Source organism: Chiayiivirga flava, from assembly GCF_014202825.1.
In the GTDB taxonomy this organism is placed as follows: Bacteria; Pseudomonadota; Gammaproteobacteria; order Xanthomonadales; family Xanthomonadaceae; genus Chiayiivirga; species Chiayiivirga flava.
The window spans coordinates 727,375-748,943 of the sequence record NZ_JACHHP010000001.1; the positions used below are offsets into that span (position 1 = coordinate 727,375).

Here is a 21,569-nt window from a genome sequence, read left to right on the forward strand (position 1 = left end):
GAACTATGCGCTGCCCGCGCCGCGCGCGTAGGCGTCCGTGGCCGCCACCAGCGCGTCGGTGATCTCCGCCTCGAATGCGGAATGGCCCGAGGCCGGGCAGATCACCAGCCGCGATTCGGGCCAGGCCGCGTGCAGGTCCCACGCGTTCTGGATCGGACAGACCACGTCGTAGCGGCCGTGCACGATGGTGCCGGGGATGGCGCGGATCTTCGCCACGTCGCGCAGCAGCTGGTCTTCGACCTCGAAGAACCCCCCGTTGACGAAGTAGTGGCACTCGATGCGCGCGAAGGCGAGCGCGAACGCATCGGCCTTGTGCGCATCGACGAAGCCCGGATCCTGCCGCAGGAAACTGGTCGAGGCTTCCCACACCGACCATGCCCGCGCCGCGTCGAGGCGAACGCCGGCATCGTCGGAGGTGAGACGGCGGTGGAACGCGGAGATCAGGTCGGCACGCTCCACCTCCGGGATCGGCCTGAGGTACTGCTCCCACGCGTCCGGAAACAGCCGATGCGCGCCGTTCTGGTAGAACCACTCCAGCTCCCAGCGCCGCAGCATGAAAATGCCGCGCAGCACGAGCTCGGTGACCGACTCGGGATGCGTCTGCGCGTAGGCGAGCGCCAGCGTGGACCCCCACGAGCCGCCGAACGCCTGCCAGCGCGGAATCGAAAGATGCCGGCGCAACGCCTCGATGTCGGCGACCAGATCCCACGTGGTGTTGTCGACCAGGTCCGCATGCGGCGTCGAACGCCCGCTGCCGCGCTGGTCGAACAGCACGATGCGGTACTTCGCCGGATCGTGGAAACGCCGCATCTTCGGACTGCAACCCGCGCCCGGCCCGCCGTGCAGCAGCACCACCGGCTTGCCGTCCGGATTGCCGCACTGCTCGTAGTGCAGCGTGTGCCGCTCCGACACTTTCAGCGTGCCGCTGTCGAACGGTTCGATCTCGGGATACAGGGTGCGCATGGCGGTTCCGGCGGAAAAGACTGCGGGAAGTCTAGCGGCTCCGTGCGGCCGTGCAGAACCGGCGATTGTGGCGGAAACTGTGCGTTCGACCGCGAACGCATCCGCCTGGAGGCTGGCTTGAACCACGACAGGCGCCTGAAGAAATCGAAAAACCGCATGCTGGCAGGCGTCTGCGGCGGCATCGCGGAGTACATCGGCTGGCCGGCCGCACACGTGCGCGTGGTGTACGTGCTGGTGTCGGTGCTTTCGGCGGCGTTCCCCGGCATGCTCGTGTACGTCGTACTTGCCCTCGCGATGCCGCCGCCGGATCGCCAACGCAGATTCCGCCTCGACGATTATCGGGTGCAATGACGCATATCGCGCGGGCGCCGCGGCAGCAGACGCGATTCAACGAACCAGGCGCTGTCGAACCGGGACCTGTCGAGCCGGACGCGCGCGATCGTGGACATGATGGTGCAGCTGCCCGCAGCGCGGGCGATTCGATCCGATGGTCGGGACGGCCGGATTTGAACCGACGACCCTCTGCCCCCCAGGCAGATGCGCTACCAGACTGCGCTACGCCCCGACGTTGGACCGATTGGCGGCGCAGGGCCGCAAGCGAGCCGCGAAGTATACGCCACTTGGCGCCGGCACGGGAACCGGCCCGGGACGACGCCGGGACGCGGCGTCTGCACCCGTCCCGCGGACCGGTGCTCAGCCGCCGTTCGCCTGCTCCAGCCGTGCCTGCAGCGCCGGCAGTTCCGGGCTGGTCGGGTCGAGCTCGCGTGCCTGGTCGATGGCCGTGCTGGCGCGCGCGATCTCGCCCGCGCCGAGGCGTTCGGCGGCTTGGCCGAGGAAGCTGCGCGCGAGACGCCGGCGCATGGACGGCAGCTCGGTGTCGGCAGGCGCGATGGTGGCCATCGTGTCGAGCGCGTTGCGCGCGCTGTCGAGGCGGTTTGCGCCCAGCGCCTCCTCGAAGCGCTTGCGCACCAGCACCGGCAACTGCGCCAGGCCCGCGCGCGCGGCGGCATTGTCCGGCTGCAGGGTGAGCACGGCGCGGTAGGAGTCGTAGGCGTTTTCGCCCGGCGGCATCAGCACGCGGCCGGCCGCGGCGGCGGCTTCGGCCTGCCCGAGCAGGGTCGCGATCTGCGCGGCGGTGGCGGGTGCCGCGGGGTCGGGCAAGGCGGCGGCGTCGCGCTTGCGCTCCAGGTCGCGCAGACGTGCGCGTGCGGCGGCCAGGCCCGGTGCGTCGGAGGACACCTCGCCGGCCTGGTCGAGCAGGGCCGTGGCCGGCTCGAACTCGAAGTCGGCCATGCGCCGCTGTGCCTGCGCGATCAGTGCGGTCGCCACGTCGCGCAGCCCGTCCTGTGCGCGGCGGTTGCCGGGATCGCTTGCCAGCACGTCGCGGAACGCGCGCACCGCATTGGCCTGCGGCGGCGACAGCAACTGGCCCTCGCGCAACAGGCGCTCGGCCTCGGCCAGCCGGTCGTCGATCGCCGCGGCGCGCCGCTCGCGCGCCTGGGCCAGACGCGCGAGCGCATCGGGCAGACCCAGGTGGGCGGGGTCGAGCGCGGCGACGGCGTCGATCTGCTGCGCCGCGCTGTCGAACTGGCCGCTGTCGATGGCCGCATTCGCGCGCGCCAGCGCCGCGCTCAGCGCGTCGCGCAGGCCGACATTGGCGAGCGCGTTGCCCGCGTCGGCCTGCAGCACGCGGCGGAACAGCGCGATGGCGCCGTCCTCGCCGTCGAGGGTGCCGGTCTGCAATGCGGCGCGTGCGGCATCGAGCAGGCCGCCGATTTCCACATCCGCGGTCTCGCGGCTGCGCAGTTGCGCCTCGATCGGATCGAGCAGGCCGCTCGGCGTCGCGAGCGCGCGTGCCTGCTGCAGCGCGGCGCGCGCTGCCGCCACGTCGCCGGCGTCGAGCGCGGCGCGCGCCTGCAGCACAAAACGTTCGCCGACGCGGCGCAGGCCGTCGCGCGCCGGCTGGCTGTCCGGATCGAGCGCCGCGGCGGCGCGGTAGAGCTCGCTCGCGCCCTGCCCATCCGCGCGCGTGAGGATGTTCTGCGCAAGCGCCGCATCGGCCCGTTCCAGCAGCGCGTTCATGCGGGTCTGCGGCAGCAGGTCGCGCAGACGGTCCTGGAAGACGAAGGTGGTCGCGCCCAGCACCGCGAGCAGCGCCAGCGTGCCCCACAGCCATGTGCGGCGGCGTGGCGCCTGCTTCGCATGCGTACGCCAGCGCGGTGCGGGTGTGCGCAGCACGTCGTCGATGCGGCCGAGCTGCGGTTCGTGGTCGGCATCGCCGTCGCTGCGACGCATGCCGGCGGGCAGCAGCGGTGGCGTGTCGACGCGCGGCAGCACCTGGGTGCGCGTGGGATGGGCCTGCGGGCGGTGTTCGATCGCCTCGATCGCACTGCAGACCTCCTCGCCGGACTGGAAGCGCTGCGCCGGTTCCTTCGCCAGCATGCGGTCGAGCAGCGGCTGCAGCTCCGCCAGATGCTCGGGCAGGCGCGGCAGCGGCGCGGTGATGTGCATGATGCCGACCGCAAGCGAATCGTCGGCCTGGTACGGCACCTTCCCCACCAGCAGCTCGTGCAGCACGATGCCGAGGCTGTACAGATCGGCGCGGCCGTCGAGCGGCAGGCCGCGCGCCTGCTCCGGGCTCATATAGTGCGGCGTGCCGATGATGGCGCCGGTGCGCGTCATGCGGCTGTTGTCGGAGGCGCGCGCGATGCCGAAATCGGTGAGCGCCGCGACGCCGTCCTCGCGCAGCAGGATGTTGTCGGGCTTGATGTCGCGGTGCACGATGCCGCGCGCGCCGGCGTAGTTCAGCGCGCTCGCGATCTCGCGCGTGACGCGCAGCGCGAAGGCGGGTTCGCGCGGGATGCCGCTGCGCCCCAGCACCGGTCCGCCGGGCAGGTATTCCATCGCGATGTAGTGATGCTCGCCGGCAATGCCGACATCGTGCACCTGCACCACGTTGGGATGGCGCAGCTTGGCCGCGATGCGCGCCTCGCGCAAAAAGCGTTCGCCGAACTGCGCATCGCCGAGCAACGTCGTCGACATCACTTTCAGCGCCACTTCGCGCTGGACCGATTCCTGCAGTGCGAGGTAGACGGTGGCCATGCCGCCGCGGCCCAGCGTCTGCAGGAGACGGTATCCCGGTATTTCGATCACGCGCCCTGTCCGAGTGGCCCGGGCGACGGCCCGGGGCAATAACGATGCAGAGGATACATTCAAGCGCGGCCCGGCGCGCCACGGCCGCCGGAGCGGTCAGTCGGCCTCGAACTCGTCTTCCGGATCGGGCGGCAGCAACTCGTCCCCCGGCGCGTGCTCCTCGTCCGGCGGCGCATCCTCCTCCACCGGCGGCGCAGGCGTCTGGCCGGCCTCGGCCTTGTGCATCGCATCGCTCGCGCTGGTTTCCTCGCCCACGTGATACGCGGCGAATCCGGGCAGCACCACCTGGTTGCGTGCCATCCCGATGACGCGCCCCACCACGGGCGAGCGCAGCTCGCGTTCGAGATTGTGGATCGGGTCGATGACCTTGCCGAGCAGTTCCCCGCGCTCCACGCGCTGGCCGAGCGTCACCTCGCTCAGCAGCACACCGCCGGCATCCGAGCGCACCCACGAGGACTCGTAGTAGTACGGCTGCGGCTCGCTCCACACCGGCAGATTGCGCGACATGCCGAGCTTGTGCAGCAGCGTGTGGATGGCCTGCACGCCGTGCGCGATCTCCACGGGCTGCAGCTCGCCGGGGCCGCCGACCTCGAACGTGACCGAAGGCACGCCGGACAGCGTGGCCGCGGTGCGCAACATGCCGCGCGTGCCGGGCGAATGCAGCACGGTGGTGGCACCGAAGCCGCGGGTGAATTCCTGCACCTGCGGGCGCGCGAGATCGGCACGCACCTGCGGCAGGTTGCTGCGGTCGAACGAGCCGGTGTGGAAATCGACCAGCGAATCGCAGTGGCGCACCACGTTCTCGAAAAAGCTCGACGCGATGCGCGAGGCGATGCTGCCGTAACGCGATCCCGGAAAGTAGCGGTTGAGATCGCGCCGGTCGGGCAGATAGCGCGAATTGCGGCTGAAACCGAACAGGTTGACGATGGGCACGGCAACGATGGTGCCGCCCAGCTGCTTGGGATCGACCTCGTTGGTGATGCGCCGGACGATCTCCACGCCGTTGAGCTCGTCGCCGTGCACGCCGGCGGTCAGGCAGAGCACCGGCCCCGGACGCAGGCCGTGCACCACGACCACCGGACTCACCACCTCGCCGCCGGAAAAGCTCTGGCTGGCGTTCCACTCGAGACGGGCACTGGCACCGGGCAGCACTTCGCTGTCGAGGATGCGGAACGGCGGCACCAGCGGCGGGCCGATGAAGGCGTCCGAGGCCGGATCGCCGGCCGCCAGCAGGATCGGCGGACCCACCGACTCCACCGGCCACGGCGGAATGCTCAGCGGCGGCGGCGCGGGCGGCGGCGCCGGGCGGCGCGGGCGCGGTGCGGGCGCGGGGTCCGCGGCCTGCGGCACCTCCGCCGGCTGCGGCGGCTGCTGGTCGGGCGGAAAGTCCTGCGCCGCGACGGCGGCGGCGAAGAACAGCAGGAGGATCGGGGCGAGTCGACTGCGCTCAGCGATCATCGCTGCATTTTGCGCACAGGCCGTGCACTTCCAGCGTCTGCGCCTGCGGCCGGAATCCGAGTGCGCGTGCCTGCTCGTTGAGCAGCGTGGTGACGCGTTCGTCCTCCAGTTCCACCGCCGTGTGGCAACCGTCGCACAGCAGGAACGGCACCGAATGCTGCACCCGCGGCTGATGGCAGCCGACGAAGGCATTGATCGATTCGAGCTTGTGGATGAAGCCGTTTTCCAGCAGGAAGTCCAGCGCGCGGTAGACCGTGGGCGGCGCGGCCGTGCCCTTGTCGTCGTGGATGCGATCGAGCAGGTCGTAAGCCTTGACCGGACGGCCGGACTCGGCCACGAGGCGCAGCACCTTCTCGCGCAGCGGCGTCAGGCGCAGGCCGCGCTCGGCGCACACGTCGGCCACTTCGCGCAGGAAGTCGGGAAGATCGTGGACGTGGTGGTCGGGATTGGCGCAGGGCTGCGCGTGGGCGTGGCTGTCGCTCATCGCGGGATCATAGCATCCGGCCCGGAAGCCAAGCCCGGCGCGGGTTGCGGCAGTTCAGGCGCGAGTGCGGCAGGATTCGCCGACGCCGCGCACCGAAGCAATCCTTCTCCCCGCGGGAGAAGGTGCCGGCAGGCGGATGAGGGCGAGCCGGTGCGGGCTGGCCTTGAACGATCATCGATGCGAGCTTGGGATGCAGCAAGACGATCGATCTTCCGACAAACCTCGGAGATACCGAACGTGGCGCCCTCATCCGCCCTCCGGGCACCTTCTCCCGCGGGGAGAAGGAAGATCAGGCAATCTTCTGCAAGGCGGCATCGATGCGCGCGATGGCACCATCGTGCCCGCACAGATACACCGTGTGGTCGATCGAGGGCGACACCTGCGTGCCCGTCATCGCCACGCGCAGCGGTTGCGCGACCTTGCCGATGCCCACGCCCAGCGTGTCTGCCGTGGCCTGCAACGCCGCATGCACCGCCTCCACCGACCATGCGTCGACGGCATCGAGCGTGCCGCGCACGGCGCGCAGCACGTCGCCCGCAGGCTTCAGATGCTTCGCGACCGCGGCGTCGTCCCATGTCTCGATGCCCACGTACCAGACCTTCGCGCGCTCGGCCATTTCCTTGAGCGTCTTCACCCGATCGCGCAGCGCCACGATCACGTCCGCCGGCTCGGGCCCGTGTTCGGGGTCGATGCCGGCCGCGCGCAGGTGCCAGACGAAGTGGGTGGCAAGCTCCAGCGGATCGTCGGTCTTGAGGTAGTGCTGGTTGAGCCAGGCCAGCTTCTCGAAGTCGAAGCGCGACGCCGCCTTGTTGACGTCGTCCACACGGAACAGTTCGATCATCTGCTCGCGCGAGAAGATTTCCTGGTCGCCGTGCGACCAGCCCAGCCGCACGATGTAGTTCAGCAGCGCGTGCGGCAGGTAGCCGTCGTCGCGGTACTGCATCACGCTGACGGCGCCGTGGCGCTTGCTGAGCTTGGCGCCGTCGGCGCCGTGGATCATCGGCAGATGCGCAAAGGTCGGCGGCTCGGCGCCGAGAGCACGGTAGATGTTGATCTGCCGCGGCGTGTTGTTGATGTGGTCGTCGCCGCGGATGACATCGGTGATCTTCATGTCGATGTCGTCGACAACAACCGCGAAGTTGTAGGTCGGATAGTCGTCGGAGCGCCAGATGACGAGATCGTCGAGCTCGTCGTTGCTCCACTCGATGCGGCCGCGTACCTTGTCCTCGAACACCACGCTGCCGCCGACCGGGTTCTTGAAACGGATGACGCGGTTCGGATCGTCGCGCCGGGGCTCGTTCCTCTCGCGGTAGAAGCCGTTGTAGCGCGGCTTGGTGCCGGCGGCCATCGCGGCCTCGCGCATGGCTTCGATCTCCGCCTTGGTTTCGTAGGCGTAGTAAGCCTTGCCCGCCTTGACCAGGTCTTCGGCCACCGCGCGATAGCGCTCCATGCGCAGCGTCTGGAAGAACGGGCCTTCGTCGTGGTCGAGTCCGAGCCACTGCATGCCGGCGAGAATGGCATCGACCGCCTCCTGGGTGGAGCGTTCGCGGTCCGTGTCCTCGATGCGCAGGATGAACTCGCCGCCGCGGCGACGTGCCTCCAGCCAGCAGTAGAGCGCGGTGCGTGCGCCCCCGATGTGCAGGAAACCGGTGGGACTGGGGGCGAAACGGGTGCGGCAGGTCATGAAGGCATCGTCGGCATGAAAACAGCCGGCGATTGTACCGCTGCGCCGCTCCCGACGCCGCCGGGACTGTCAACCCTGCCCTGCCCGCGCCGCCGGCCGTACACTGGCGAGCGAACTCTCCTGCACCGTCCGCATGTCCGCATCCGCCGCACCCACGCCCGAGCACACCCCGCTGATGCGGCAGTTCTTCGCCGCGAAATCCGATCATCCGGACATCCTGCTGTTTTTCCGCATGGGCGATTTCTACGAGCTGTTCTACGACGACGCGCGCCGCGCCGCGAAGCTGCTCGACATCACGCTGACCCAGCGCGGCAGCTCCGGCGGCGCGCCGATTCCGATGGCCGGCGTGCCGGTGCACGCGTGCGAGAGTTATCTCGCACGGCTGGTCGCGCTGGGAGAATCGGTGGCGATCTGCGAACAGATCGGCGACCCGGCGCAGGCCAAGGGCCTGGTCGAACGCAAGGTGGTGCGCATCGTCACGCCGGGCACGGTCACCGACGAGGCGCTGCTGCACGAACGCCGCGACACGCTGCTGATGGCGCTCTCGCGCGGCGCGCGCGGCTTCGGCATCGCGTGGGCAGACCTCGCCGGCGGCCGCTTTCTCGTCAACGAGGTGGCCAGCGAAGACGCACTCGCCGCGGAACTGGCGCGGCTGGAGCCGGCCGAACTGCTGCTGCCGGACGAGGACGGCTGGCCGGCGTGGCTCGTCGCGCGCACCGGCTTGCGCCGCCGCGCGCCGTGGCAGTTCGACGCCGACGCCTGCCGTCGCCAACTGCTGCGCTTCTTCGCCCTGCACGACCTCACCGGCTTCGGCCTCGAACAGCGCCCGCTGCCCACGTCCGCGGCCGGCGCGCTGCTGGCCTACGTCGAGGAAACGCAGAAGCAGCGCCTGCCACACCTGACCGCGATCGCGTTCGAATCCTCCGACGACGGCATCGCGATGAACGCCGCGACCCGCCGCCATCTGGAGCTGGATTCGCGCGTCGACGGCAACATCCAGCACACCCTGCTCGGTGTGCTCGACAGCACCGTCGCGCCGATGGGCGGCCGCCTGCTGCGACGCTGGCTGCATCGTCCGCTGCGCGACCGCACGGTGCTGCGCGAGCGCCTGCATGCGGTGCAGACGCTGCTCGACGGCGACGCGTTCGCCGCGCTGCGCGGACGCTTCCGCACCCTCGGCGACCTCGAACGCATTCTCACGCGCGTGGCGCTGCGCTCCGCGCGTCCGCGCGACCTGTCCACGCTGCGCGACGGCCTCGCCGCCCTGCCCGCGATCCGCGACCTGCTCGCGTCGCTGGACTCGCCGCGCCTGGCCACGCTGGCCGCCGACCTGGGCCCGCACGACGCCAGCGCGCACCTGCTGGCGAGCGCGGTGATGGCACAGCCGCCTGCGCTGCTGCGCGATGGCGGCGTGATCGCCGACGGTTTCGACGCCGAACTCGACGAACTGCGCCGCCTGTCCACGCACGCGGACCAGTTCCTGCTCGACCTCGAAGCGCGCGAGCGCGACGCCACCGGCATCGCCACGCTGAAGGTCGGCTACAACCGCGTGCACGGCTACTTCATCGAGATCAGCAAGGGCCAGTCGCAGAAGGCCCCCGCACACTACACGCGCCGCCAGACGCTGACCGGCGCCGAACGCTACATCACCGAAGAGCTGAAGACCTTCGAGGACAAAGTGCTGTCGGCACGCGAACGCGCGCTGGCGCGCGAAAAGCTGCTCTACGACCACTTGCTCGATGCGCTGAACGCCGCGCTGGAACCGCTCAAGCGCAGCGCCGCCGCACTGGCCGAACTCGATGTGCTGTGCGCGTTCGCCGAACGCGCGCTGGCGCTGGACTGGGCGCGCCCGGAGCTCCACGACGTGCCGTGCCTGCACATCGAGCGCGGCCGGCACCCGGTGGTGGAAGCCGTGCGCGCGGAGCCGTTCGAACCGAACGACCTGCTGCTCGACGCCGACCGCCGCATGCTGATCATCACCGGCCCGAACATGGGCGGCAAAAGCACCTACATGCGGCAGAACGCGCTGATCGTGCTGCTGGCGCACATTGGCAGTTTCGTGCCGGCAGCGCGCGCGCAGATCGGACCGATCGACCGCATCCTCACCCGCATCGGCGCCGGCGACGATCTCGCCCGCGGGCAGTCGACCTTCATGGTGGAAATGGCCGAGACCAGCTACATCCTGCACCACGCCACGGCAAACTCGCTGGTGCTGATGGACGAGATCGGACGCGGCACGTCCACCTACGACGGGCTCTCGCTCGCCGACGCCTGCGCCCGCCACCTGGCCTTGAACAACCGTGCCTACACACTGTTCGCGACGCATTATTTCGAGCTGACCGCGCTCGCCGAGCCGGGCAGCGGCATCGCCAACGTGCACCTGGACGCAGTCGAGCACCGCGACCAGGGCGGCAGCGAGAAGCTCGTCTTCATGCACGCGGTGAAGGAGGGTCCGGCCAACCGCAGCTTTGGCCTGCAGGTCGCCGCACTGGCGGGGCTGCCGAAATCTGTCGTGGCGCAGGCGCGCCGGACGCTCGCCGAACTCGAGCAGCGCAGCCGCGACCACGTGCCGCGCACCACGCCCGCGGCACTGGAGCAACCGCAGCAATTCGGCCTGTTCGCGGCCCCGTCGGCCGCCTGCGACGCGCTGGCGGCGATCGACCCGGACGAGCTCACCCCGAAACAGGCACTGGAGGCGCTGTACCGGCTCCGCTCGCTGCTGTAGGCGACGCCGCACCCGCCGCTGCCGTTGCGCGCCGGACCGGGTATCATGGACATCGTTACACGCGGTGGGAGAAGCGGCTCGCCCTGCACGGCGATCACCGCTGCCGAAGGCGCAAACGCCCGCAATCGCTCAGGCCTGATACCGCCGCGTGCACACACTCTGGAGAGACCGGCGTCGGCCGGCGCCGAAGGGGCAACACGCGCAGCGCCACGCGCGTCCAAACTCTCAGGCAAAAGGACAGAGGGGCGAACGCCCGGCGCGATGCACCGTGCCGGGCCGGACCACCCCTTTTCCTGCCGGAGCCTGCATGACCACGCCCTCGCTGCGCGACCTCGAGTACAGCACCGCCTTCGTCGACCGTCACATCGGTCCGAACGACGCGGAAATCGCGCACATGCTGCGCACCATCGGTCACGACTCGCTCGACGCGATGACCGATGCCATCGTGCCCGGCAAGATCAAGTCGACCGCGCCGCTGGCACTGCCGGAGGCGATGACGGAGGAGGCCGCGCTCGCGAAGATCGCCGGCATCGCGAAGAAGAACCAGGTGCTGCGCAGTTTCATCGGCCAGGGCTACTACGGCACCCACACGCCGAAGGTGATCCTGCGCAACATCCTGGAGAATCCCGCGTGGTACACGGCCTACACGCCGTACCAGGCCGAGATCTCGCAGGGCCGCATGGAAGCGCTGATCAACTTCCAGACGATGTGCGCCGAGCTCACCGGCATGGAGATCGCGAACGCCTCGCTGCTCGACGAGGCCACGGCCGCGGCCGAGGCGATGACGCTCGCCAAACGCTCGGCCAAATCGAAATCCAGCACCTTCCTCGTGGCCGGCGATACCCACCCGCAGACGCTGGACGTGCTGCGCACGCGCGCCGAGCCGCTCGGCCTGCGCATCGCCGTGGCGAATTCCGGCGAGGAATACGCCGCCGCGATCGCTGCAGGCGACTATTTCGGCGTGCTCGTCCAGTACCCGGCCTCCAGCGGCTGGCTGTACGACTGGGGCCTGGACGCGGACACCATCCACGCGCACGGCGCGCTGTTCGTGTTCGCGACCGACCTGCTGGCGCTGACCCTGCTCAGGCCGCCGGGCGAAATGGGTGCGGACATCGTGGTCGGCAACAGCCAGCGCTTCGGCGTGCCGTTCGGCTTCGGCGGGCCGCACGCGGCATTCATGGCCTGCCGCGATGCGTTCAAGCGCTCGATGCCGGGCCGCCTGATCGGCGTCTCCATCGATGCCGAGGGCAAGAAGGCCTATCGCCTCACGTTGCAGACGCGCGAGCAGCACATCCGGCGCGAGAAGGCCACCTCCAACATCTGCACCGCGCAGGTGCTGCTGGCGGTGATGGCGAGCATGTACGCGGTCTACCACGGCCCGGAGGGCCTCACCCGCATCGCGAACCGCGTGCACCGGCTGACCTCGATCCTGCGCGCCGGCCTGCGCGAACTCGGCTACACCCACGATCACCACGGCACCGCGTTCGACACCATCAGCCTGAAGGTCGGCGACCGGGCCCGGGCGCTGATCGAACGCGCGCGCGGCATGGGCGCGAACCTGCGCCTGGCGTGGGACGAATACATCTGCATCTCGCTGGACGAAACCACGACGCGCGCCGACATCGAACTGCTGTGGGGCGTGTTCGCCGAGGACGGCGCTGCGTTGCCGTCGATCGATGCGCTCGACGCCGACGCACCGTCGCTGATTCCGGACAACCTGCGCCGCACCAGCGCCTTCCTCACCCACCCGGTGTTCAACACCCACCACAGCGAGCACGAAATGCTGCGCTACATGCGCCAGCTGGCCGACAAGGATCTGGCGATGGATCGCACCATGATCCCGCTCGGCTCGTGCACGATGAAGCTCAACGCCACCGCCGAAATGATCCCGGTCACGTGGCCCGAATTCGCCAACATCCATCCGCTCGCGCCGGCCGAGCAGACGCGCGGCTACGCCGAACTCATCGAAAGCCTCGAAGCGATGCTGGTCGAATGCACCGGCTACGACGCGGTGAGCCTGCAGCCCAATTCCGGCGCCCAGGGCGAATACGCCGGCCTGCTCGCGATCCGCGCCTATCACCGCGCGCGCAACGAAGGCCACCGCGACATCTGTCTCATCCCCGAATCCGCGCACGGCACCAATCCGGCGTCGGCGCAGATGTGCGGCATGCAGGTGGTGGTGACGCGCTGCGACGCCAACGGCAACGTCGACGTCGACGACATCCGCGCCAAGGCCGAAAAATATTCCGACCGCCTCGCGGCGCTGATGATCACCTACCCGTCGACCCACGGCGTGTTCGAGGAAGACGTGGTCGCGATCTGCGACGCGGTGCACAGGCACGGCGGCCAGGTCTACACCGACGGCGCCAACATGAACGCGCTGGTCGGCGTGGCGAAGCCGGGCAAGTGGGGTTCGGACGTGTCGCACCTCAACCTGCACAAGACCTTCTGCATCCCGCACGGCGGCGGCGGCCCGGGCGTGGGCCCGTGCGCGGTGAAGTCGCATCTTGCCCCGTTCCTGCCAAAGCCGGTGGGCGACACCGGCTTCCGCACCGCCGGCGTCGGCGATGGCGCGCTGGTGTCGGCAGCCAGCTACGGATCGGCGTCCATCCTGCCGATCTCGTGGATGTACATCACGCTGATGGGCGCGGCCGGCCTGCGCCGTGCAACCCAGGTGGCGCTGCTCAACGCCAACTACATCGCCAGGCGCCTCGCGCCGCACTACGAGACGCTCTACACCGGCCGCAACGGCCTCGTCGCGCACGAATGCATCCTCGACCTGCGGCCGCTCAAGGACCGCACCGGCATCAGCGCCGAGGACGTGGCCAAGCGCCTGATCGATTTCGGCTTCCACGCACCGACGCTGAGCTTTCCGGTGGCCGGGACGCTGATGGTGGAGCCGACCGAATCCGAATCGCTGCACGAGCTCGACCGCTTCATCGACGCGATGATCCAGGTACGCGACGAGATCCGCGCCATCGAGGACGGCCGCCTCGACCGCGAGGACAATCCGCTCAAGCACGCGCCGCACACCGCCGCGATGGCGTCGGGCAGCGAGTGGACGCGCGGCTATCCGCGCGAACTCGCGGTGTTCCCGCTGGCGTCGCTGCGGCAGCAGAAGTACTGGCCGCCGGTCGCGCGCATCGACAACATCTACGGCGACAAGAACGTGTTCTGCAGCTGCGTGCCGGTGGAGGCGTTCGCCGGCGAGATCGAGGCGTTCAGCGAGCCGAATGTGATGTGATCGGCGGGTTGCCTAACGGATCGGTCCGGCAACCTTTCGCATGCCCTGCTTCCTTCTCCCCTCGGGAGAAGGAAGCAGGGCCCGATGAGGGCGCCACGCGGAGAACGAAGCAAAGCTTGCATCGAAACACGATCCACGCAGGGAGTCGAGGAAGACTTCCATCGGATCAAGGCCCGAGCGAAAACGCCCGCTCCTTCAGTCCGTTCGGGCTCCGAACCGGCGACTCGCCTTCATGCCCTGCCGGCACCTTCTCCCGCGGGGAGAAGGATTTTCGTACCTTCACGTTCGCTGTCCGACGATGATCGAAGGCGCCTGCTTCCTTCTCCCATCGGGAGAAGGTGGCCCGGCAGGGCCGGATGAGGGAGGCAACTTCAAGGTCGATGAAGCGTTCGAAATGGCGAAGGCAGCATCGCTGCGGTGGACGGGCGTCGGCCGATGCGGCGACTCGCCCTCATCTGCCTGCCGGCATCTTCTCCCGGCGGGAGAAGAAACGCTCTCTCCAGCGTCGAGGCAGCTGAAGACCTTCGCCGCACGCTGATCGACAACCGCCTCAGTCGCACCGTGGGATCCGCCGGCTCCGCTCACGCAATGGCCGGCGCCTCGCTCACGCGAACGGATCGCGCAGCACGATGTTCGCGTCGCGGTCCGGGCCGGTCGATACCATCGCCAGCGGACATCCCACGAGTTCCTCGAGCGCTCGTAGGTACGCACGCGCCGCGGGCGGCAGCTTGTCCCACTCGGTCACGTTGTGGGTGGACTCGGTCCATCCCGGGAATTCCAGGTATTCGGGCTCGCACTCGTCCCAGCCGGCGGCGTCGAGCGGCGCGTATTCCGTGGTCTTGCCGCGGTATTTGTACGCGATGCACATCTTCAGCGACGGCAGGCCGTCGAGCACGTCGAGCTTGGTCACGCACAGGCCGCTGATGCCGTTGATCGCCACCGCGCGCTTGAGCGCGACGAGGTCGATCCAGCCACACCGGCGCGGACGCCCCGTGGTCGCGCCGAATTCCTGCCCGCGCCGGCGGATGTCCTCGCCCAGCGCATCGTCGAGTTCGGTCGGGAACGGACCGCCGCCGACGCGCGTCGCGTACGCCTTCGCGATGCCGAGCACGTAGTCGATCGCGTCCGCGCCGACGCCGGTGCCGGCCAGGGCGCCGCCGACCGTGGTGTTCGACGAGGTCACGTACGGATAGGTGCCGTGGTCGATGTCGAGCAGCGCGCCCTGCGCACCCTCGAACAACACGCGCTTGCCTTCGCGGCGCAGCTGATGCAGCAGGCCGGCGACGTCGGATTTCATCGGCTCGACGTACTCGCCGAATGCGAGCGCCTCGTCGATCGTCTGCTGCACGTCGACGGCATCGACGCCGAGATATTTCGTCAGCACGAAGTTGTGGTAATCGAGCGCGCTGCGCAGCTTTTCCGCGAGCTGGTCGGGATAGTGCAGATCGGCGACGCGGATGCCGCGACGCGCGACCTTGTCCTCGTACGCCGGGCCGATACCGCGGCCGGTGGTGCCGATGGCCTTGCCGCCTGCGGCCTTTTCGCGCGCCTGGTCCAGCGCGATGTGGTACGGCATGATCAGCGGCGTCGCCGGGCTGATCTTGAGGCGCGAACGCACGTCCAGGCCCTCGCCTTCGAGTTCGCCGATTTCCTTCTTCAGCGCCGCCGGGCTCAGCACCACACCGTTGCCGATCAGGCACAGCGTGTTCGGCCGCAGGATGCCGGACGGAATCAGGTGCAGCACGGTCTTCTTGCCGCCGATCACCAGCGTGTGGCCGGCGTTGTGCCCGCCCTGGAAGCGCACCACCGCGCCGACCTGTTCGGTGAGCAGATCGACGATCTTGCCCTTGCCCTCGTCGCCCCACTGGGCGCCGATCACCACGACCGACTGACTCACTGAAACACTCCTCGCAGACGTGAAAAAAGCCGACCACGGGCCGGCTTTGGGGAATTATCGCGCAAAACCCGCTGGCAGTGACGCATCGTCCGCGCCGGCGTTCAGCGCACGAACTGCAGCGCGATGAGTCCGGCCACCACCATGCCGCCGCCATACAGCCGCAGGCTGCGCTCGGGCAGGTCCTGCAGGCGTTCGGCCATGCGGCGCCAGGCGCCCGGGGCGGCGAACAGGAGCAGGCCTTCGAGCACCAGCACCAGGCACAGCGCCGCCCACAGGTCGGCGCTCACCGTTTACTGGCCGGCGCGGTCGGAGCCATTGAAGTAGTCGAAGAACTCCGACTCCGGGTCGAGCACCAGCACGCCCTGGCCATCGCGGAACGCGGTGCGGTAGCTCTCCAGGCTCCGGTGGAACGCGTAGAACTCCGGATCGCGGCCGTAGGCGGTGGCGTAGATCTCGGCGGCCTGCGCGTCGCCTTCGCCGCGGATGCGTTGCGCGTCGCGATCGGCTTCGGCCAAGATCACCGCGCGTTCGCGATCGGCGTTGGAGCTGATCGTTTCGGACGCTTCGGTACCCTGCGAACGCAGCTCGTTGGCCACGCGCGAACGTTCGGCGCGCATGCGCTCGTAGACCGAGTTGGACACCTCGTCCGGCAGATCGATGCGCTTGATGCGCACGTCGATGATTTCGATGCCGAGGTTCTTCGAACCTTCGTTGGCCGCCTTGACGAGCGTGGCGGTCATCGAGCTGCGTGCGTCGGACACCGTTTCCTGCAGCGTGCGCTGGTTGATCTGGTTGCGCAGGCCTTCCTTGAGGATCGGGGTCAGGCGCTGCATGGCCTGCAGCTCGTCGCCGGAGGTGGTGGTGTAGTAGCGGCCCACCTCGCTGATGCGCCACTTGGCGAAGAAGTCGACGTTGACGTCCTTCTTTTCCGAGGTGAGGTACCGCTCGGGCTGCGAATCGAGCGTCTTGATGCGCTGGTCGAAGCGGCGCACGTCCTGCACCAGCGGCAGCTTGAAATGCAGGCCGGGGCCGATGTCGGTGCGCACGATGCGACCGAGCTGAAACAGCACGCCGACTTCGGCTTCGCGCACGATGAAGACCGAATTGGCGCCGAGCAGCACCGCGGCCAGCGCGATCACGAGAGCGAGGTTCTTCATCAGTTGTTTCCTCCGCGCGAGCTGCGGCCGGTTTCGCGCGCATCGCGCGCCGGACGCGGCGTGGTGACGGCTTCGACCGCAGGCAAACGCTCGGTGAAGGCGGACTGGCTGCCGGACGGCGGCGGCGCCGTCGTCGGCGCCCGCGCAGCACCATTGCCGACGCCCTGGAGCTTGTCGAGCGGCAGATACATCACGTTGTTGCCGGCGCCTTCGCCCACCACCACTTTCGGGTTGTTGGCGAGCACGTCCTGCATCGTTTCAAGGTACAGGCGCTTGCGCGTGACGTCCGGCGCCTTGCGGTACTCGTCGGCCAGCAGGGTGAAGCGGTCGGCGTCGCCCTGGGCGCGCGCGATCGCCTGCGCCTTGTAGGCCTCCGCCTCCGCGGCGACGCGGGCCGCGGCACCACGCGCCTCGGGCACCTGCTTGCTGGCGTAGCCGAGCGCGATGTTCTCGGCGCGCTGCTTGTCCTCGCGCGCCGTGATGGCGTCGTCGAAGGCATCCTTCACTTCGAGCGGCGGGCGCGCGTTCTGCAGGTTGAATTCGCTGACGGTCAGCCCCGTGCCGTACTGGTCGAGCGAGGCCTGCAGGCGTTCGCCGGCCTGCGCGGCGAGTTCGGCACGCTGGCCGGACAGGATGGTGTCCATGACCGAGTTGCCCATCACCTCGCGCACGGCGCTTTCGGCGGCCTGCTTGAGCGTGTCGTCCGGATCGGCTGTGCCGAACAGGAACTGCTGCGGGTCCGAGACCTGGTACTGCACGTTGAAATCCACCAGCACGATGTTCTCGTCGCGGGTGAGCATGCGCACCTGGTCGGAGATGTTGCGGATCTGCGTGGCGTCGACCTTCTGCACGGTCTCGAACGGACGCGGCAGCTTGAAGTTCGGTCCGGGGGTCATGATGCGTTCGAACTTGCCGAAGCGCAGCACCACGCCGCGCTGGCGTTCGTCGATCAGCGTCCACGAATCGAACACCAGCCACACCAGCGCCAGGCCCAGCACGATCAGCCCGATCGACGGGCCGCCGCTGCTGCCGCGCGCACGGTTCGGGCCGCCGCCGCCGGATCCGCCGCTGCCGAAGACGCGGTTGAGGCTGGATTTGAGGCGTTCGAGGAAGGCGTCGACATCCGGGCCCTGGCCGCTGCCGCCGCCGTCGTTGCCGCCGCCGCTGTTCCAGGGGTCTTTCTTCTTGCCGCCGCCGGGTTCGTTCCAGGCCATGCCGTGCTCCGAGAGAGGACGCGCCGAGCGCCGGGCGGGCGCCCGGTGCCGGCCGGCCGCGCCGCGACCGGTCCGAGATACGTGAATTGTGGACAATCGCCGGATTGTAGGTAGGGGCTCAGGAGGCGGCAAGCAACTGGCCGCGCAGGGCCACGGCGTCGGCATCGTTGCCGGCGCACAGCTGCTGCGCCAGGGCCAGCGGCAGGTCCAGCCGCAGTTCCCAGCCTTCGTCGTCGGCATGCTCCGACACCACGGCCCCGGCCTGGAACAGGCGTGCCCGCAGGCGACCGGCGCTGGAGGCGAGCCGCACCGTGGCATGCACGCGTTCGCGCTCGAACCGCGTGCTGATTTCCTGCCGCAGCAGGTCGAGCCCCGCGCCGCTGTGGGCCGACACCCACACGCGGGTCAGCGCGCCGGCGTCGAGCGTATCGACACGCGGCTCGGCACCGTCGACGCGATCGAGCTTGTTGAAGACGATCAGCTGCGGAATCTCGCCGGCGCCGATCTCCGCGAGCACGGCGTTCACTTGGCCGATGCGCTCGTCGCGCTGCGGATCGGCGGCGTCGACCACGTGCAGCAGCAGGTCCGCGTCGCGCGCTTCCGACAGCGTGGAGCGGAACGCGGCGACAAGATCATGCGGCAGATCGCGCACGAAGCCGACGGTGTCCGACAACACCACAGGCCCGGCCGCGAGGCCGTCGAGGCGGCGCACGGTCGGATCGAGCGTGGCGAACAGCTGGTCCGCCTGGTAGGCATCGGCGCCGGTCAGCGCATTGAACAGCGTCGACTTGCCGGCGTTGGTGTAGCCCACCAGCGCCACGCGCGGAATTTCGTTGCGCAGCCGCGCGCGCCGCTGCTGGGCGCGTTGCACCTCGACCTTCTCCAGCCGCGCCTTGAGCATGTCGACGCGTTTGGCGAGCAGGCGGCGGTCGGTCTCGAGCTGCGTCTCGCCCGGGCCACGCGTGCCGATGCCCCCGCCGCCTTGCCGTTCGAGATGGGTCCAGCCGCGGATCAGGCGCGTGGACATGTGGCCGAGCTGGGCCAGTTCGACCTGCAGCTTGCCTTCGTGCGAGCGGGCACGCAGCGCGAAGATGTCGAGAATCAGCCCGGTGCGGTCCACCACACGGCGCGACAGCGCCTTTTCCAGGTTGCGCTCCTGCACCGGCGTCAGCAGATGGTTCACCAGCACGAGGTCCGCATCGACCGTGGCGGCGAGCTCCAGCGCTTCCTGCACCTTGCCGCTGCCGATGAGCGTGGCCGGGTTGGCGCGCTCAACGCGTGCGTTGAGCGTGCCGACCACGGTGGCGCCAGCCGAGCGCGCGAGCTCGGCGAATTCGTCGAGCACGGTCTGGTCGAACTTGCCGGACGGATGCGGCTGGATCAGGAGGGCGCGTTCACCCTTGCGCGAGCGTTCGAACACTAGGCCGACCTGGCGGACACGGACGTCATTCGGCGTCCGACGCGGCGTCGTCGCTGTCGCCGTGCGGCGGCCCCACGCGCACGTTGCGCGCCGGCACCACGGTGGAAATGGCGTGCTTGTACACCATCTGGCTGACGGTATTGCGCAGCAGCACGACGAACTGGTCGAACGATTCGACCGTGCCCTGCAGCTTGATCCCGTTCACGAGGTAGATCGACACGGGCACGCGCTCGCGGCGCAGGGCATTGAGGAACGGATCCTGCAACGACTGTCCCTTGGACATGGGAAACAACTCCTTGGTATGTGCTGCTGATGTGTTGTTATGCAGTGTCCGCTCGGTTGCGCAGCCGGGCACCGGAACGTCAACCGCCTTGACGCCAAATGGGGCGGGACGGTTGACAAGTCAAGCCGATGGTACACCGGGCGGCGGCGTCCAAGTACTCCGGCCGCGTCGCGACCACCCGACGGGACGCGCCGCGATCGCGCCCGGCATCCCGGCCCGGCGCCGTCGACACATTGCCCGGACGCGCGCGCCGCACCCGGAGCGCGGCTCCGGATGCGGGGAATGTAGGTTCGTGGCAGGGGGCGGCCGGCAGCAGGAGGTGCGGCGCCGCGAGGACGGCTCAGTCGAAGCCGTCGGCGAACAGCACCCGCCGCGCGGCGCGGCTGAATTCGGAGCTGTTGCCGTCCGCATCGCTCGCCATCGCGACGATGTCGAACTGCGGCTGGATCGGCAGCGAAATCGACTTCTGTGCGTTGGGCACATCGTAGAAGTCGGTGTCCACGTAGACGGCGCTGCCGTCGGACACGCGGTAGAAATCCACCCGCAGCGGATAGCTCGCGTGCGCGGCGTCGGCAGCGACGCGGTAGCGCAGCGTCGTCTCGCCGCCGACGCTCCGGGCGGCGGAAAGCGCGGGGGTGTTGAGCTTGCGGTTGGCGCCGGTGTCGGCATCGCCGGGGTCGTTGGTCGTCGCGCCGTCGTTGCCGAGGTCGATCGGCAGGCCGGTGTTGTCGACGAAGGTGTTCTGGCGGATCAGCACGCCGCCGGCGCCGTCGAGCACGGCGATTCCGGCGCCGCCGCTGGACGCGATGGTGTTCTCGTCTTCGGGGAAATCGGAATCGAGTGGCGACCCGACGGTGAGCGTCCGGGTCGCGAGCAGGCCGACCAGGAGGCCGTGCCGGCCATTGCCCAGCGCCGCGCCGTTGGCCGCGCGACCGATGCGGTTCGCCACGATCTGCGGGAAATCGCCGGTGAGCAGGTTGCAGGCGGCGCTCTCGCCGACGAGATGCACGCCGTCGCGCGTGTTGCCGGCGATGAGGTTGCCGCTGATGGAGAACTCCGTGGCCGGTGCGGCGCAGCCCGAGACGATGCGGATGCCGTCCTCGGTGTTGGGCAGCGCGCCGTTGCCGTCCGGCGTGGTGCCGATGCGGTTGCCGGCGATGCGCATGCCGAACTGGTCGCCGCGTCCGTTGCCGAGGATGCCCACGCGGTTGCCTGCGATGACGTTGCCGACGATGGTGCTGTCCTCGGCGGCCGTGACACGGATGCCGATGTCGTTCGGTCGCGCCTGCGCGCCGGAGGCCGACATGCCGATGAAGTTGGCCTCGACGCGGGCGCCGCCGATGTTGACTGCCGCGCCGTCGATCCGGATCGCCGCGCCGTCGCCTGCCGGCCGGCTGAAATTGCCGAACGCCAGACCCGTCACGGTGGGGTTCGCGAAGTTCTGCGGCGCAAGCCGGAGGCCGTGGACCTCGCCGCCGTCGGGGATCGCGGCGCCGTCGAGCTCGATCTGCGGCGCGTAGCCGAAGCCGGTGTTCAGATCGGGCGGCGTCGATCCCGGCTGGGTGAACCCGTCGATGCGGATGTCGCGGTCGATGGTCGGCAGCACGCTGCCGAGCGCGATCACGTGCGGACCGGCGCCGGGAATGGCGAACACGATCGTGATGCTGAAGTCGTCCGGCGGCAGCGGCGTGGACAGGGCTTCGCGCAGGGTGCACTGCGCGGGGTTGCAGACGCCGTCGCCGGGATCGGCTGCGGAGTTGACGGTGAGCAGCAGCGCCGCGGCGGGGCTGGCGGCTGCGAGCGACGCGATCAGCGCCGCACAACACAGCAGGGTTCGCATCGGTGGACTCCTTCGATGCGCGATGCGGGATGCTCGCGCCCGGAGGG

Annotated in this window: 15 protein-coding genes, 1 tRNA gene and 1 riboswitch; of the genes, 3 read left to right on the top strand and 13 right to left on the bottom strand. The window is 69.4% G+C overall.

All coding sequences use genetic code 11. The features are described from left to right. Positions 1–3: 3 nt before the first annotated feature. Positions 4–963 (bottom strand): prolyl aminopeptidase, encoded by a 960-nt coding sequence (gene pip, locus HNQ52_RS03030; RefSeq protein ID WP_183959603.1) that lies wholly within the window; start codon positions 961–963, stop codon positions 4–6. A 117-nt stretch (positions 964–1,080) separates the two neighbouring features. Here pip and HNQ52_RS03035 point away from each other — a divergent pair, with 117 nt between their 5' ends. Continuing rightward, positions 1,081–1,314 (top strand): PspC domain-containing protein, encoded by a 234-nt coding sequence (locus HNQ52_RS03035; protein ID WP_221281886.1) that lies wholly within the window; start codon positions 1,081–1,083, stop codon positions 1,312–1,314. Positions 1,315–1,451: 137 nt separating this feature from the next. Here HNQ52_RS03035 and HNQ52_RS03040 read toward each other — a convergent pair. The 5 genes from HNQ52_RS03040 to gltX form a co-directional block, all read right to left on the bottom strand. Beyond that, positions 1,452–1,528: transfer RNA gene (locus HNQ52_RS03040), tRNA-Pro, on the bottom strand. Positions 1,529–1,656: 128 nt separating this feature from the next. Further along, positions 1,657–4,116: a protein kinase domain-containing protein gene (locus HNQ52_RS03045; RefSeq protein ID WP_183959604.1), complete on the bottom strand. Its 2,460-nt coding sequence runs from the start codon at positions 4,114–4,116 to the stop codon at positions 1,657–1,659. A 96-nt stretch (positions 4,117–4,212) separates the two neighbouring features. Continuing rightward, positions 4,213–5,574, bottom strand: a complete 1,362-nt coding sequence (locus HNQ52_RS03050; RefSeq protein WP_183959605.1) for a succinylglutamate desuccinylase/aspartoacylase family protein — start codon at positions 5,572–5,574, stop codon at positions 4,213–4,215. Then, a complete protein-coding gene (locus HNQ52_RS03055; RefSeq protein WP_183959606.1) occupies positions 5,564–6,058 on the bottom strand; it encodes a Fur family transcriptional regulator in 495 nt (164 codons plus the stop codon). The genes HNQ52_RS03050 and HNQ52_RS03055 overlap by 11 nt, the downstream gene beginning before the upstream one ends. Positions 6,059–6,347: 289 nt before the next feature. After that, the gene (gene gltX, locus HNQ52_RS03060) at positions 6,348–7,742 is read right to left on the bottom strand and encodes a glutamate--tRNA ligase (RefSeq protein WP_183959607.1); all 1,395 of its coding nucleotides are present in this window, start codon (positions 7,740–7,742) and stop codon (positions 6,348–6,350) included. A 133-nt stretch (positions 7,743–7,875) separates the two neighbouring features. Between gltX and mutS the strand changes: the two genes are divergently transcribed. Beyond that, the gene (gene mutS, locus HNQ52_RS03065) at positions 7,876–10,467 is read left to right on the top strand and encodes a DNA mismatch repair protein MutS (RefSeq protein WP_246387481.1); all 2,592 of its coding nucleotides are present in this window, start codon (positions 7,876–7,878) and stop codon (positions 10,465–10,467) included. A 149-nt stretch (positions 10,468–10,616) separates the two neighbouring features. Beyond that, positions 10,617–10,718, top strand: a riboswitch (glycine riboswitch). 56 nt (positions 10,719–10,774) lie between these two features. Beyond that, positions 10,775–13,711, top strand: coding sequence for an aminomethyl-transferring glycine dehydrogenase (gene gcvP, locus HNQ52_RS03070; RefSeq protein ID WP_183959608.1), 2,937 nt, complete (start codon positions 10,775–10,777; stop codon positions 13,709–13,711). Between the two features lie 604 nt (positions 13,712–14,315). On the opposite strand, the gene HNQ52_RS03075 is transcribed toward gcvP, so the two are convergent. From HNQ52_RS03075 to HNQ52_RS03105, 7 genes are all read right to left on the bottom strand, one after another. After that, positions 14,316–15,608 (bottom strand): adenylosuccinate synthase, encoded by a 1,293-nt coding sequence (locus HNQ52_RS03075; RefSeq protein WP_183959609.1) that lies wholly within the window; start codon positions 15,606–15,608, stop codon positions 14,316–14,318. 101 nt (positions 15,609–15,709) lie between these two features. Continuing rightward, positions 15,710–15,895 (bottom strand): DUF2065 family protein, encoded by a 186-nt coding sequence (locus tag HNQ52_RS03080; protein ID WP_183959610.1) that lies wholly within the window; start codon positions 15,893–15,895, stop codon positions 15,710–15,712. Between the two features lie 3 nt (positions 15,896–15,898). Then, positions 15,899–16,765: a protease modulator HflC gene (gene hflC / locus HNQ52_RS03085; protein ID WP_183959611.1), complete on the bottom strand. Its 867-nt coding sequence runs from the start codon at positions 16,763–16,765 to the stop codon at positions 15,899–15,901. After that, positions 16,765–17,979, bottom strand: a complete 1,215-nt coding sequence (gene hflK, locus HNQ52_RS03090) for an FtsH protease activity modulator HflK (RefSeq protein WP_183959612.1) — start codon at positions 17,977–17,979, stop codon at positions 16,765–16,767. Before hflK ends, hflC begins: the two co-directional genes overlap by 1 nt. Positions 17,980–18,097: 118 nt before the next feature. Beyond that, a complete protein-coding gene (gene hflX, locus HNQ52_RS03095) occupies positions 18,098–19,399 on the bottom strand; it encodes a ribosome rescue GTPase HflX (protein WP_183959613.1) in 1,302 nt (433 codons plus the stop codon). Between the two features lie 25 nt (positions 19,400–19,424). After that, positions 19,425–19,682 carry an RNA chaperone Hfq gene (gene hfq / locus HNQ52_RS03100; protein ID WP_183959614.1) on the bottom strand — a complete coding sequence of 86 codons (258 nt, stop codon included), beginning with the start codon at positions 19,680–19,682 and terminating at the stop codon, positions 19,425–19,427. Positions 19,683–20,022: 340 nt separating this feature from the next. After that, positions 20,023–21,522 carry a right-handed parallel beta-helix repeat-containing protein gene (locus tag HNQ52_RS03105; RefSeq protein WP_183959615.1) on the bottom strand — a complete coding sequence of 500 codons (1,500 nt, stop codon included), beginning with the start codon at positions 21,520–21,522 and terminating at the stop codon, positions 20,023–20,025. Positions 21,523–21,569: the final 47 nt, after the last annotated feature.